The organism is Marinobacter sp. MMG032 (genome assembly GCF_040112695.1).
In the GTDB taxonomy this organism is placed as follows: Bacteria; Pseudomonadota; Gammaproteobacteria; order Pseudomonadales; family Oleiphilaceae; genus Marinobacter; species Marinobacter salsuginis.
In genome coordinates, this window is the sequence record NZ_CP157802.1 from 2,783,122 (window position 1) to 2,795,679 (window position 12,558).

Annotated in this window: 13 protein-coding genes; 9 read left to right on the forward strand and 4 right to left on the reverse strand. The window is 60.3% G+C overall.

Going from position 1 to position 12,558, the window contains the following annotated elements; genetic code table 11:
- Positions 1 to 4 precede the first annotated feature (4 nt).
- Genes ABNF92_RS12715 through ABNF92_RS12725 form a run of 3 tightly spaced genes read right to left on the reverse strand, consistent with a single transcriptional unit; the run spans position 5 to position 2,497 of the window.
- The gene (locus tag ABNF92_RS12715; protein WP_349342335.1) at positions 5 to 757 is read right to left on the reverse strand and encodes a DnaJ domain-containing protein; all 753 of its coding nucleotides are present in this window, start codon (positions 755 to 757) and stop codon (positions 5 to 7) included.
- Positions 744 to 1,442 carry an N-acetylmuramate alpha-1-phosphate uridylyltransferase MurU gene (gene murU, locus ABNF92_RS12720; RefSeq protein WP_349342336.1) on the reverse strand — a complete coding sequence of 233 codons (699 nt, stop codon included), beginning with the start codon at positions 1,440 to 1,442 and terminating at the stop codon, positions 744 to 746. Before murU ends, ABNF92_RS12715 begins: the two co-directional genes overlap by 14 nt.
- A complete protein-coding gene (locus tag ABNF92_RS12725; protein WP_349342337.1) occupies positions 1,439 to 2,497 on the reverse strand; it encodes a phosphotransferase in 1,059 nt (352 codons plus the stop codon). Before ABNF92_RS12725 ends, murU begins: the two co-directional genes overlap by 4 nt.
- 244 nt (positions 2,498 to 2,741) lie before the next feature.
- On the opposite strand from ABNF92_RS12725, the gene ABNF92_RS12730 reads away from it, so the two are divergent.
- The 9 genes from ABNF92_RS12730 to slmA all read left to right on the forward strand — a co-directional run bounded on the left by ABNF92_RS12730 (position 2,742) and on the right by slmA (position 11,287).
- A complete protein-coding gene (locus ABNF92_RS12730; RefSeq protein ID WP_349344088.1) occupies positions 2,742 to 5,063 on the forward strand; it encodes an LPS-assembly protein LptD in 2,322 nt (773 codons plus the stop codon).
- A 64-nt stretch (positions 5,064 to 5,127) separates the two neighbouring features.
- Complete coding sequence (locus tag ABNF92_RS12735) at positions 5,128 to 6,468, forward strand: peptidylprolyl isomerase (protein ID WP_209399797.1); 1,341 nt, start codon at positions 5,128 to 5,130, stop codon at positions 6,466 to 6,468.
- A complete protein-coding gene (pdxA, locus tag ABNF92_RS12740) occupies positions 6,468 to 7,478 on the forward strand; it encodes a 4-hydroxythreonine-4-phosphate dehydrogenase PdxA (RefSeq protein ID WP_136630044.1) in 1,011 nt (336 codons plus the stop codon). The genes ABNF92_RS12735 and pdxA overlap by 1 nt, the downstream gene beginning before the upstream one ends.
- Positions 7,475 to 8,305 (forward strand): 16S rRNA (adenine(1518)-N(6)/adenine(1519)-N(6))-dimethyltransferase RsmA, encoded by an 831-nt coding sequence (rsmA, locus tag ABNF92_RS12745; protein ID WP_349342338.1) that lies wholly within the window; start codon positions 7,475 to 7,477, stop codon positions 8,303 to 8,305. The genes pdxA and rsmA overlap by 4 nt, the downstream gene beginning before the upstream one ends.
- The gene (locus ABNF92_RS12750; protein ID WP_069182071.1) at positions 8,298 to 9,098 is read left to right on the forward strand and encodes a symmetrical bis(5'-nucleosyl)-tetraphosphatase; all 801 of its coding nucleotides are present in this window, start codon (positions 8,298 to 8,300) and stop codon (positions 9,096 to 9,098) included. The genes rsmA and ABNF92_RS12750 overlap by 8 nt, the downstream gene beginning before the upstream one ends.
- A 76-nt stretch (positions 9,099 to 9,174) precedes the next feature.
- A complete protein-coding gene (locus ABNF92_RS12755) occupies positions 9,175 to 9,501 on the forward strand; it encodes a DUF423 domain-containing protein (protein WP_136630063.1) in 327 nt (108 codons plus the stop codon).
- Positions 9,502 to 9,526: 25 nt separating this feature from the next.
- A complete protein-coding gene (gene thiS / locus ABNF92_RS12760) occupies positions 9,527 to 9,727 on the forward strand; it encodes a sulfur carrier protein ThiS (RefSeq protein ID WP_069182069.1) in 201 nt (66 codons plus the stop codon).
- A gap of 72 nt (positions 9,728 to 9,799) precedes the next feature.
- On the forward strand, positions 9,800 to 10,609 hold the full coding sequence (locus ABNF92_RS12765; RefSeq protein ID WP_069182068.1) for a thiazole synthase: 810 nt from the start codon (positions 9,800 to 9,802) through the stop codon (positions 10,607 to 10,609).
- A 90-nt stretch (positions 10,610 to 10,699) separates the two neighbouring features.
- Complete coding sequence (gene slmA / locus ABNF92_RS12770; protein ID WP_349342339.1) at positions 10,700 to 11,287, forward strand: nucleoid occlusion factor SlmA; 588 nt, start codon at positions 10,700 to 10,702, stop codon at positions 11,285 to 11,287.
- 408 nt (positions 11,288 to 11,695) lie between these two features.
- Here slmA and ABNF92_RS12775 read toward each other — a convergent pair whose 3' ends face one another.
- Positions 11,696 to 12,520 (reverse strand): inositol monophosphatase family protein, encoded by an 825-nt coding sequence (locus ABNF92_RS12775; protein ID WP_349342340.1) that lies wholly within the window; start codon positions 12,518 to 12,520, stop codon positions 11,696 to 11,698.
- Between the last annotated feature and the right edge of the window lie 38 nt (positions 12,521 to 12,558).

The window sequence follows — 12,558 nt, forward strand, 5'->3', positions numbered from 1 at the left end:
TGGCCTAGGTGTTGTGACGCTTGATCAGCTCCCAGGCCTGCTGATAGTAGAGCAGACGTTCTTTGGCGAGGTTCTGGTCACGGGCGCTTATCTGCTGCTGGGCCAGTTTGTCCGGATGGCACTCGGATACCTTCTTGCGGTAGGCCCGTTTTATCACCTCCAGAGAATCCCGTCGGGTAACCCCTAGAATCTCACAGGCTTGCTGATAACTGTTAGGTCTGGAGAGATTCTCGCTGTGCCGGGTCCAGACTTTGCTGGCATAGCTGTCAAAGATGTCCTCGGTGACGCTGACCGGCAGACCAATCTGATCAATAGCATCTTCGCAGCGGTAGCGTCTGGGCTTGCCGGGCCGACCGTTAAGCTGACTGGCGTGGCACAGGCAGATGGCGGTTTTCAGGGCCGGTGCTGGCCACAGGCGGCGGGACAGGCGCATGGCCAGGCCGCGGATGAAGGGCAGTTGCCCGGCTGACTTGCCGTCCTGGAACCAGCCAATGGCGCGTCGTCGTTGACGCTTCGACAGCTTCATGGCCTTTATCAGGGATTCGGCATAACCGATGTCGGCTTCGGTCACACGACCCTCTGATTTGGCGATGTAGCCCAGAAAGAAAAACAGGGGGCGCCTGCACCAGCGGGGCAGGCGGGCGCGTTCGATCAGCGCTGGAGCCTGGTGGCCGCACGCCGAGAGTTCCCGCATCAGGCTGGAAAACTCGGCTTCCATCCGGGCCGGCAACACCGGTTGTCTGTTACTGCCTGCCATGGCTTTCGGATTCCGTTCTGCCCAGTTGGCTGTCCAGCGCTTGCAGGCGTTCCGGGGTGCCCACGTCTACCCATTGTCCCGGATAGTAAAGGCCTCTCACACGGCCATCGCTCATGGCGTTGCGCAGCACCGGCCCGAGCTTTCCCGCCCGGTCTGTCAGGCCGTCGAACAGGCACCGGCGCAACAGGCTGATGCCGGTGAAGGTCAACTTGTCCGGCCCGTCGTCCATGAGCAATCCCTGGTCCGTCAGGTGAAAGTCTCCCTCGGGATGGTGTGGCGGGTTGTGGGTGACCACCAGCAGCGCGTCGGCGTCGGCCGGCGGTATCAGTTGGGCCAGGTCGAAATCGCTCCAAATGTCGCCATTGATCACCAGGAACCAGTCGGTTTCATCATCGGCCAGCAGGGGCAGGGCGCGCACTATGCCGCCGGCGGTCTCCAGGGGCTCGCCCTCGCGGGAGTATTGAATTGACAGGCCGAACTGATCGCCATTGCCCAGCGTTTCCTCAATCTGGTCGCCCAGCCACGCGTGGTTGATGACCACCTCGCGGAATCCCGCTCGCCGCAGGTGGTCCAGGTGATGGCTGATCAGAGGCTTTCCGGCGGCCTTGAGCAGGGGCTTTGGTGTGGCCAGGGTCAGCGGCCGCATGCGTTCACCTTTGCCGGCGGCGAGAATCATGGCTTTCACTGGTGCGAATGCTCCTGGCCGGGGGCCGGGCCAATGCTCGCCTCGATGCGCGGCATAACCGTATCGCAGAGCCATTCGTGGAAATGGCGCAGAGCCGGCTGCCGGCTGCTGGCAACGATCAGGTACTGCACGGTTCGCGGAATGTCATTGAGGTAACCGTGTTTGCCGTCGCGGATCGACAGCCGGGCGAAAATCCCGGCGGCCTTCAGGTGGCGCTGCATGCCCATAAGTTCAAACCACTGACGGAAGGTTTCCGGATCGGCCCGATGCAGCCCTGCGTCCCGGCTGCCCTGTCGAAACACCTCCAGCCAGTCGCAGATCCGTTTCTCCGGCCACTGGATGTAGCAATCCTTCAGCAGCGACACGACATCGTAGGTGACTGGCCCGGTGACCGCATCCTGGAAATCAATGACACCGGGGCGTGCTTCGTAGGGGCGGACCAGCAGGTTGCGGGAGTGGTAGTCCCGGTGAACCGTTACTTCCGGTTGCGCCAGGGCGCTTTCCCGAAGCATGGAGAACGTGGTGTCCAGCAAAGCCCGCTCACAGTTCTCCAGCTGCATGCCCAGATGCTGTTCCAGTAGCCAGTCCGGAAACAGCGCCATCTCTTGCTCCAGGAGGGTGGCGTCGTAGGGAGGCAGTGGGTACTCCTCGGGAGAGGGCTGGCGGGCAATGAGAGTGAGTTCCTCAAGGGCATTCCGGTACAGCCGGTCGGCGGACTCCTCGTTCAGTTGGCCAAGCATCAGCTGGTCGCCAAAATCTTCCAGCAACAGGAAGCCGTGTTCCAGATCAGCCTGGACGATTTCGGGCACGGCAATTCCCTGCTGATGCCAGTGCCGTGCGATGGCCACGAAGGGTTCGCAGTCTTCGTGTTCCGGGGGCGCATCCATAACGATAAACGGAACATCGCCACCGTTAGTTTTCGCCTGACCGGCGTGCTGCCAGACCCGAAAATAGCGGCGAAAACTGGCATCGCCGGAGACCGGTTCGGCTTCGCTCTGTTCGAAGCCGGGGAACTGTCTGACCCAGTTGGTCAGCAACTGCAGGCGGGTATCCATAACTCGGGTTGCGATCCTGAAAATAAGTTGTCGCTGACAGCGAAAGTTAGCAGAGGAGTATAAAGAGGGTAAATCGGTTTTGCAGCGGAGTTTCCGTTAACAACCCCGGAGGGCACGTGTAAACTAGTCGGCGGTTATTATCGCCCGTCCTCCAATTCACCCGGAACAGGATCCAGCCACCGTGCCATGTCCCGAACGCCCACTGCAATCACCGCAAAGCCGGTGGCAGAGCCGGTATGGTCATTTGCTGCTGGCCGCGTTTCTGGGGGGCGGAAGTTCCGCAGGTTATGCCCAGGCAGCGCCGTCGGCCGCGGAAATTGACTGGCGCCCCAGGGCGGAACTGCCCTCTGAGGTTCGGTCTTCGTTGCCTTTGTTTTGCGAGGGAGGCTATATGCCTTCTGGTGGTGCCGACGGCGTTGGCGGTGCGTTTGCCAATGGCAGCGATGCCGAACAACCGCTGGAAGCCAGTGGCCTGAATGCGCGGTATGAGATCGATCGCGAGCTGTTTCTCCAGGGCGACGTCCGGATTCGCCAGGGCGGCTTCCAGGTAACCGGTTCGGAAGCCCGTTACAGTCAGGAGCGCGGCGCCGTCTCGGTCCAGGGGCCACTGGTCAGTCGAGGTGAAGGCTTTTTACTGACTGGTGAGGACGCTAATTATGATGTGGAAACCGGTCGCCTCGACATCAATACGGCGACCTTTCTGCTGCATGGGCCGGAAATGCGTGGCAATGCCGGCAGCCTGTCGCGTATCAGCGAGGAGCAGGTGATCATTCAAGACGGCTTGCTCACCACCTGCGGCCCCAGACAGAATGACTGGGCCATCGTCGCCTCGGACATTCGCCTGGATCGGGCGGAGGGGTTTGGCACTGCCAAGCATGTTCGGCTGGAAGTCCTGGATGTACCGGTTTTTTACTGGCCCTGGGCCAGCTTCCCCATTGATGATCGCCGCAAATCCGGCTTCCTGTACCCTCAGTTCGGCTCCTCCAGTGCTGGCAGTGGCGCTTTCATCGCTGTTCCCTACTACTTCAATCTGGCACCCCACTACGATGCGACGCTGACGCCCCAGTACATACATGGCCGGGGTCTTTTCAACGAAGTTGAGGGTCGGTACCTCAGTTCGCTCGGGGAAACCACCCTGCAGCTTGGTTATATTGGTAATGATTCGGCGTTCGAGGAGGAGAATCCCGGTGAGTCCGGAGAGCGCTGGGCCCTGGATGCCACCACCCGGGCCGCCTTTGGCGGTGGCTGGCGCGGCTACGGGGATTTTTCCGTGGTAAGCGACGAGGACTATCTGAGCGACCTTAACCGCAGCCTGGAGATCAACCAGGCCACCCACCTGCAGAGAAAGGGCGGGGTGACTTTCCGGAGCGACCAGCAGTACTTTGACGCCTACCTCAATGACTACCAGACCATCAGCGACCGCATCGCCGATGTCGACAAACCCTATGCCCAGCTGCCTGAAATAATCTACGCGGGGCAGACCGATGCCGGCGTTGTGGAAGCCAGTGTGGAAAGCCAGTACACGGTCTTCTATCGGGATAACGAGGCCCTGACCGGTCTCGATCGTGCCAACGGCCAGCGCTTCCGGGCGCGACCGGAGCTGGCGTTGCCGATGCGGGCCTTGTGGGGATTCAGCCGGCCCTCGGTGAGCGTGGATTACACTCGCTACGATCTGGATGACTACACCCTGGGCGATGGCGCCTTCGATCGCACCGTGCCGGTTGCCGAATGGGATAACGGGTTGTATTTCGACCGGCAGAGCAGCCTGTTCGATGTGCCCTATAACCAGACCCTTGAGCCCCGCCTCTATTACGCCTGGGCCGATGCTGATCGGGACCAGAACGACATCCCGGATTTCGACACCGACCTCCAGACCTTTCGCTTCGAGCAGTTGTTTCGTCCGGACCGCTTCACCGGCGGCGACCGCGTAGGCGATGCCAACCAGTTGACCGTGGCCCTGACCAGCCGTTTCAATGATCTGCTCACCGGCGCCGAGCGTGCCCGGTTCAGTATCGGTCAGGTGCAGTATTTTGAAGATCGCGAGGTCACCTTGTTTGGTGAGGGTGCCGGTACCCGGAGTCGTTCTCCCCTTGCGGGCGAGGTGGTGCTTAACCCACTGGATACTCTCGAGATCCGTTCTTCCGGGCTGTGGGATCCGGATACCGGTAACACGGAGGAAGGCCGGAGTCAGTTGCTCTTCCACTCCAGTGATTATCGCTACCTGGCCAGTGTTGGGCACACCTACAGCCGGGACGAACTGGAACAGTCGGACATTGCGGCGGTTTTCCCGGTATCGGACCGTGTTAGTCTGATCGGCCGCTGGGTCTATGATTCCGACCTTGACCGGACCGTCGGATCCCTGGCCGGACTGGAATACAATAACTGCTGCTGGAGTGTTCAGGTTGTTCACCAGAACTATCTGACCGACGACCGGGAGCTCGATAGCCGTATACTGTTCCAGATCCAGCTGAAGGGCCTTGGTGGCAGTGATGGGGCTTCATCGAGTATTTCCGAGGCCATTTACGGTTTCGATGAAAGGGAGCGTCGTCGTTTTGGAACTCCCTGAGTGGATCCCGGACTAAGGCCCCCAAAACGCCAGAAAAGCTCAAATTCTATTTGCAGAGGTGATTATGAAGGCGACCCTTCGCCATGGTGTACAAGCGTTACTGGTTCTTCTTGCCGTTCTGGCTCCGCTGTCTGTTCAGGCCGAGCGCAAGCTGCTGGATCAGGTGGTGGCCATTGTCGACGAGGATGTCATCCTGCAGACCGAGCTGGAAGCGCGAATCAGTACCATCACCAGTCGTCTTAGCGCCCAGGGCACGGCGTTGCCGCCGCGGCAGATCCTGGAAGAGCGGGTGCTTGATCAACTGATCACCGAATCCATCCAGATGCAGATGGCGGATCGCGCAGGTATGCGTATCAGCGATAACGAGCTGAACGAAACCATGGCCAACATTGCCGAGCGCAACGGCATGAGCCTGGCCCAGTTTGAAAACCAGCTGGCGGCCGAAGGCGTGAGCTACAACCAGGCCCGCGAGCAGATTCGAAGGGAGATGCTGACCAGTCGCGTTCAGCAGCGCCAGGTTGGCAACCGGGTGCGGGTAACCGACAGGGAAGTGGAAAACTATCTGGAGAGCCTGGAGGCCCGTGGTGGCAATAACGCCCAGTACCGGCTGGCGTATATTTTTGTCAGCGTTGATGATCCGTCCGACGAGGCGGAGGTCGATGCGGCCCGGGAAAAGGCCCAGCGTCTGCGCAATGAGATTGCCAGCGGCCGTGATTTCCGCGAGGTGGCTGTTGCCGAGTCCGATGCCAGTAATGCCCTGGAAGGCGGCGATATGGGCTGGCGTGCCGAAGGCCAGCTGCCGTCTCTCGTTGCCCCGGTGGTGCCGGAGCTGCCGGTGGGTCAACCGTCGGAAGTTCTTGAAAACAACAGCGGCTTCCACCTGGTTATGGTCATGGATAAACGCGGGGGCGAGCAGCAGCAATTGATCCGGCAGCATCGCGTTCGCCATATCCTGGTGCGGCCTTCCGAAGCAACCACCGACAGCCAGGCGGAAACCATGATCCGGGATCTGTATCAGCAACTGCAGAACGGTGCCAGCTTCAGTGCCCTGGCCAAGGAGTATTCGGATGACCCGGTGTCCGGTTCCGATGGCGGCAATCTGGGTTGGGTGAGTCCCGGTCAGATGGTGCCCGCGTTCGAGCAGGCCATGCTGAATGCTGATATCGGCGAGTTCCAAGGGCCGTTCCGCTCCCAGTTTGGCTGGCACATCCTGCAGGTTCAGGAGCGCCGTCAGAAAGACATCAGCGGTGATGTGCGCGACGCCGAGGCGCGCCAGGCCATCTACCGGCGCAAGTTCGAGACCGAACTGCAAAACTGGCTTCAGGAGATCCGCGACGAGGCCTTTATCGAGTTCAAGGGCGAGTACGCCAAGGACGAACCTGCAGAACAAGAGCCGGTCTCCTGATGAGTAATCCTGTGGTTCTGGCGCTCACCGCCGGCGAGCCTGCCGGAATTGGTCCGGAGTTGTGCCTGCAGCTGGCGCTGGAGTCCAGAACCTGTGGTGTCGTGGTGGTTGCCAGCAGGCCGCTGCTGGAGGCCCGCGCGAAGCAAATGAATCTGGCGGTTGAACTGCGTCCCTGGCAGCCCGGTGAGGCGCCGGAAATGAAGGCGGGCCTGCTGTCGGTGCTGCACGTGGAGGGTTGCGCCAATGACCAGCCTGGCTCGCTGGATACTGGCAGCAGTGCCTATGTGGTCAGGACGCTGGAGGTTGCCGCTAATGGCTGCCTGGACGGCGAGTTTGATGGCATGGTAACGGCGCCTGTCCACAAAGGCGTGATCAATGATGCCGGCATTTTGTTCAGCGGCCACACCGAATTCCTGCAGGAGCTCTGCGGCGTGGAGCGAGTGGTTATGATGCTGGCGACTGAAGAGCTGCGCGTTGCGCTGGTAACCACCCACTTACCGCTCAAGGATGTTTCCGCCGCCATTACCCCCGAGCGCCTGACTCAGGTGACGCGGATTCTCGATACCGATCTGAAAAAGTTCTTTGGCATTGCCCGGCCCCGAATTCTGGTCGCCGGCCTGAACCCCCATGCCGGGGAAGGCGGCCACCTTGGCAGGGAAGAGATCGACACCATCGAGCCTACACTGGAGAGTCTGCGCACGGAAGGCCTTTCGCTGACCGGACCGCTGCCGGCCGACACCCTTTTCACGCCGCACTGGCTGGACCAGGCCGACGCGGTTCTGGCCATGTACCATGATCAGGGACTGCCGGTACTGAAGTTTCAGGGCTTCGGGCGCGCCGTAAACATTACCCTGGGCCTGCCCATTGTCCGAACCTCGGTGGACCATGGCACGGCCCTGGATCTCGCTGGCACCGGCCGGGCTGATGCCGGCAGCCTGCATACGGCCTTGAAGGTGGGCGAGCAAATGGCTCGTTGTCGTAAATCTGCAATTGAAGAGACCCGTTCGTGAGCAACAAAGCCGGCCACCAGGCCAGAAAACGGTTTGGCCAGAATTTCCTCCATGATCCAGGGACCATCGAGCGGATCATCCGTGCGATCAATCCGAAGCCCGATGACGCAATCGTGGAAATTGGTCCCGGTCTGGGCGCGCTGACCGAAGAGATACTGGCCGTGAATCCAAGGCTGCAGGTAGTGGAGCTGGATCGCGACCTGATTCCGGTGCTGCGCACCAAGTTCTTCAACTATCCAGAGTTCCGGATTCATGAAGCGGACGCGCTCAAGTTCGATTTCAGCCAGCTCATGGTGGATCGTCCCCTGCGGATCATCGGTAACCTGCCGTACAATATATCCACGCCCCTGATTTTCCACCTGCTGTCCCAGGCCGGCGTGGTGCAGGACATGCACTTCATGCTGCAAAAAGAAGTGGTTCAGAGGATGGCCGCGGTGCCCGGCGACAACAATTACGGTCGCCTTGGTATCATGACCCAGTATTTTTGCAGGGTGCAGCCGCTGTTCGAGGTGGGACCCGGCGCGTTCCGCCCGGCGCCGAAAGTGGATTCTGCCATCGTCCGGCTGGTGCCTCATAAAACATTGCCCCACCCCGCGAAGGATCTGGCGACGCTCCAGGCAGTGGTTCGCACGGCCTTTAACGCGCGCCGTAAAACCCTGCGCAAGGCCCTGGGCGGTATGATCCCGATTGGACAGCTCCAGAGCCTGGGAATCAATGACGGTCTGCGCCCGGAGAATCTGGGGTTGGCCGATTACGTGGCCATCGCGGATCTGCTTTTCGAAGAGAAGGGTGCAGCCAGCACCGCAAACGAGGTAAGTGATGACTGATTACGCCATTGGCGATATTCAGGGCTGTTACGAACGCCTGAGAGACGTCCTGGACAAGGTGGATTTCTCCCCCTCCCGAGACCGTTTGTGGGTGGCCGGCGACCTGATCAACCGTGGCCCGTCCTCACTGGCAACTCTCAGGTATATCGAGAGCCTCGGGGATTCTGCGGTTGTGGTCCTTGGCAACCACGATTTGCATCTGCTTGCGGTGTCGATGGGCGGCCACCAGACCCGTCGCAAAGACACCCTGTCGGATATCCTCGACGCGCCCGATCACGACCGGCTTGTGTATTGGCTAAGGCAACAGAAACTCTGTGTTCACGATGCGGCCCGGAATCTGGTGATGACCCACGCCGGTTTGCCCCATGTCTGGTCGGTCAGTCAGGCCATGGACTGCGCCCGTGAAGTGGAAGCTGTGATCCAGGGCGATGCCGCCGAGGAATACTTCACCCATATGTACGGCAACCAACCCGAGCGCTGGGACGATAGGTTGCAGGGTATGGATCGCTGGCGTGTTATTACCAACTATTTTACCCGCATGCGCTTCATTGCCGAGGACGGCACCCTCGAGCTGGCGGCCAAGGAAACCGTTGACAGTGCCCCGGAAGGCTTCGAGCCCTGGTTTTATTTTCCGCGCAATGACGATGTCCGAGTGGTGTTTGGCCACTGGGCAGCCCTGGAAGGAAAAACCGGCAGCGACCGGTTTATCGGCCTGGATACCGGCTGTGTCTGGGGCGGTGCCTTGACCATGATGAATCTGGATACCGGAGAAAAGATCCACTGTGACTGCTGAGTCCGTACATCAACCCCCGGGGCGGGTCCTCGTATGGCCTCTGGTCGCGGGAGCTTTCCTGGCGCTTCTGGCGGTAATGGCAGGCGCCTTCGGCGCCCACGGCCTGCGCGGCCTGGTCAGTGACCGGGGGCTTGAAGTTTTCCAGACCGCCGTCACATACCAGATGTATCATTCCATTGCGCTGGTTCTGTTGGCTTTGCTCAGCGGGCAGGGGCTTCCCCGGAAATGGCTTGGTTGGTCGGCAGGCTTTTTCCTTGCCGGCATTCTGCTGTTCAGCGGCAGTCTTTACCTGTTGGTGCTTACGGACATCCGCTGGATCGGCCCGATTACGCCTCTGGGCGGCATGTCTTTCATGGTGGGCTGGGCGCTGTTAATAACCTCCGGTCTCCGCCGGAACAATTGATGAATACAGAGGTGCAAGAGTCACGATGCAGGTTCAGGTGAATGGCGATGCAATGGAGCTGCCGAAAGGCGCAACCGTTGCCACGCTGATTGAAAAGATGGCTCTCGCGGGCAAGCGGCTGGCGGTCGAGGTAAACGAGGACATCGTGCCACGCAGCCAACACCCGGAATTTACCCTGAGCGATGGCGACCGTGTGGAAGTCGTTCACGCGATTGGCGGCGGTTAAACTGGCCGGTCCGCCCGGCCCGGCAACCACAGCGGTTTCCATCCTCCCGTATTCAAATTATTCAGGAACTTTATGACAGAGACATCCGAAATCCAGCTTCCAGAAGACAGACCGCTAGAAATTGCCGGGCGGGTTTACCAGTCCCGTCTGCTCGTTGGCACCGGCAAATACCGTGACATGATGGAAACCGGTCATGCCATCGAGTCGAGCGGTGCAGAAATTGTTACCGTTGCAGTTCGCCGCACCAATCTCGGCCAGAATCCGGATGAGCCGAACCTGCTGGACGTAGTTTCCCCGGATCACTACACCATTTTGCCGAACACCGCCGGTTGCTACACCGCCAAGGATGCGGTGCGCACCTGTAAGCTGGCCCGGGAGCTCCTGGATGGCCATGATCTGGTGAAACTGGAAGTCCTCGGCGAGGAGAAGACCCTCTACCCGAACATGACCGAAACGCTGGTGGCCGCTGAGGAGCTGATCAAGGATGGCTTCAAGGTGATGGTCTACTGCTCGGACGACCCGCTGCTGGCCAAGCGCCTGGAAGACATGGGCTGTGTGGCCATCATGCCGCTGGGCGCGCCTATCGGTTCCGGGCTCGGTATCCAGAACCGGTACAACATCCGGTTGATCGTGGAAAACGCGAAGGTACCCGTACTGGTTGACGCCGGCGTCGGCACTGCGTCAGACGCTACCATCGCCATGGAGCTGGGTTGCGACGGCGTATTGATGAATACCGCCATTGCCCAGGCCAAAGACCCGATCAAGATGGCCAATGCCATGCGCCTCGCCATCGAGGCTGGCCGGGAAGCCTACCTGGCAGGCCGGATGCCGAAGAAACTCTATGCCAGTGCGTCCTCGCCCATTGATGGCACCTTCTTCTGATCTCGGGCACAATCCTGACTAACGATAACCGAGGGCCGGCGCTGAACGACCGGCCCCGACAACGATAAATCAGAGCGCTGCTGTCCTGCCATGACTGATCAGAAACCCAGTCGCCGTGAGGCGATTCTTCATGCTCTTGTGGAACTCCTGGAGACCGATCCGGGGGCTCGCATCACCACCGCCGGCCTGGCCAAATCCGTTGGGGTCACCGAGGCGGCCTTGTATCGGCATTTTCCGAGCAAGCGGAAGATGTTCGAGGCGCTCATTGAATTTGCTGAAGAAGCCGTGTTCTCCCGTTGTCAGGTGATTCTGCAGGAGCAGGAGGATGTGCGGGTTCGACTTCAGCAACTGGTGCATCTGGTGCTGGTGTTCGCGGAGCGTAACCCTGGCCTGTGCTGCGTGCTGACCGGAGACGCCCTGATGGGCGAAAACGACACCCTGCGCAAGCGTGCCTCCCAGTTCTTTGAGCGCCTGGAAACCCAGGTGCGCCAAACCCTCAAGGAGGGTGAGGTCCGCCAGGGGCTTCGCCCCAGAACCACTTCTGCCCGCGGTGCGGATTTTGTTTTGGTGTTCGTTGAAGGGCGGATTCAGCGGTTTATCCGGTCTTCGTTCTCGCGGTTACCCTCCACTGACTTCGAAGAGAGTTGGGGGCTGGTTGCTGAAGGTGTTTGGGGCTGAGTTTTTCGTTCGCCACTTAAAGATTCCTAGCCTGCTTGGTCTGGAGTTGAGGCGAGGGCAGGAAGGGCTTTCCCGAAACCGCTACGAGCACGTCCATGTGCGCTTGGCGTCGGCCATCCATGGCCGCCAACATTTCGGGAAAGCCCTTCCTGCCCCCGCCTCTCAGACTTTTGAGATATACCGCCTTTTTCTTACCTGATGAATTGCCTTCTGCATTTTCGAGCTATCACCACAGCAACGCCGGCACAGGATGGGAACCGTCTTCCCGGAATGTCGCCGGCCATGGATGGCCGGGGTCAAGCGCACATGGATGTGCCCGTAGCGGTTCCGGGAAGACGGTTCCCATCCTGTGCCAGCCCCAAAGCTGGAAGGCTAGGGCCAAAAATCTGCGGGCGAGCACAGGTCTGATCAGTTGTACCCAGAGGCAGACCGGAGAATAGAACGAACAGGCTCCCAAACAGCCGGCGCCGATATCAGAATATCGCGGCCCCAGAGGTCGGCAGGATAACCCTCAGGTACTTCGCTGAAGTGGCCTGCTGTAGCTCCGGCTTCCAGGGCGATCAGGCGAGCGGCGGCGAAGTCCCAGGGGCTGACGTTCTCGTAGTAGATATCCAGTCGGCCACAGGCTACCCAGCAGATATCCAGAGCCGCCGAGCCAATACGGCGCAGGTCGCGGCACTGGTGAATCATCGCATCCAGGCGTTTGACCAACGGCTCGAGGGCGTCCTTGGTGTAGGGAAAGCCGGTGGCGAACAGGGAGTCACGCGGAACGGTCGCCCCGCTGTGCCGGATGGGGCGGCCGTTCAGCGTGGCGCCTTCTGAGCGGGTTGCCCGGAAGGTTTCGCCGGGGAACGGCGCGTGGACCACGCCGGCCTGGACCCGACCTTTTTCGGCATAGGCAATGGACACCGCCACCTGCGGGTGGCCGTAGGCATAGTTCACGGTGCCGTCGATGGGGTCCACGATCCAGAGAGGAGTGTCCAGTTCTTCCGCCTGGCTCAGGTCCGGCATGGTTTCTTCTGAGAGGATTCGATGGTCGGGGAAACGCTTGCGGATGGCGCCGGTGATGAATTCGTCGGCCATCACGTCGGCGTGGGTGACCAGTTCGGTCTGGTGTTTGTAGTCGGTGCGCAGGGCGTTGTTGTCCCGCTCGCGGCGAATCAGCTCTCCGGCCTCGCGGGCCAGGTTTTCGGCAAAGTCGGTAATCTCGAGCAGAGAAACAGAATCAGACATGGCGCCCCCGTTGATATCCCCTAGGAATGAGGACGCCA

Excerpts from the sequence above, each read along its gene's own strand:
- ABNF92_RS12715 (WP_349342335.1), bottom strand. The coding sequence starts at position 757 with ATGGCAGGCAGTAACAGACAACCGGTGTTGCCGGCCCGGATGGAAGCC.
- pdxA (WP_136630044.1), top strand. The coding sequence starts at position 6,468 with ATGAGTAATCCTGTGGTTCTGGCGCTCACCGCCGGCGAGCCTGCCGGA.
- ABNF92_RS12775 (WP_349342340.1), bottom strand. The coding sequence starts at position 12,520 with ATGTCTGATTCTGTTTCTCTGCTCGAGATTACCGACTTTGCCGAAAAC.
- ABNF92_RS12765 (WP_069182068.1), top strand. The coding sequence starts at position 9,800 with ATGACAGAGACATCCGAAATCCAGCTTCCAGAAGACAGACCGCTAGAA.
- thiS (WP_069182069.1), top strand. The coding sequence starts at position 9,527 with ATGCAGGTTCAGGTGAATGGCGATGCAATGGAGCTGCCGAAAGGCGCA.
- ABNF92_RS12755 (WP_136630063.1), top strand. The coding sequence starts at position 9,175 with ATGGCAGGCGCCTTCGGCGCCCACGGCCTGCGCGGCCTGGTCAGTGAC.
- ABNF92_RS12750 (WP_069182071.1), top strand. The coding sequence starts at position 8,298 with ATGACTGATTACGCCATTGGCGATATTCAGGGCTGTTACGAACGCCTG.
- slmA (WP_349342339.1), top strand. The coding sequence starts at position 10,700 with ATGACTGATCAGAAACCCAGTCGCCGTGAGGCGATTCTTCATGCTCTT.
- ABNF92_RS12725 (WP_349342337.1), bottom strand. The coding sequence starts at position 2,497 with ATGGATACCCGCCTGCAGTTGCTGACCAACTGGGTCAGACAGTTCCCC.
- ABNF92_RS12735 (WP_209399797.1), top strand. The coding sequence starts at position 5,128 with ATGAAGGCGACCCTTCGCCATGGTGTACAAGCGTTACTGGTTCTTCTT.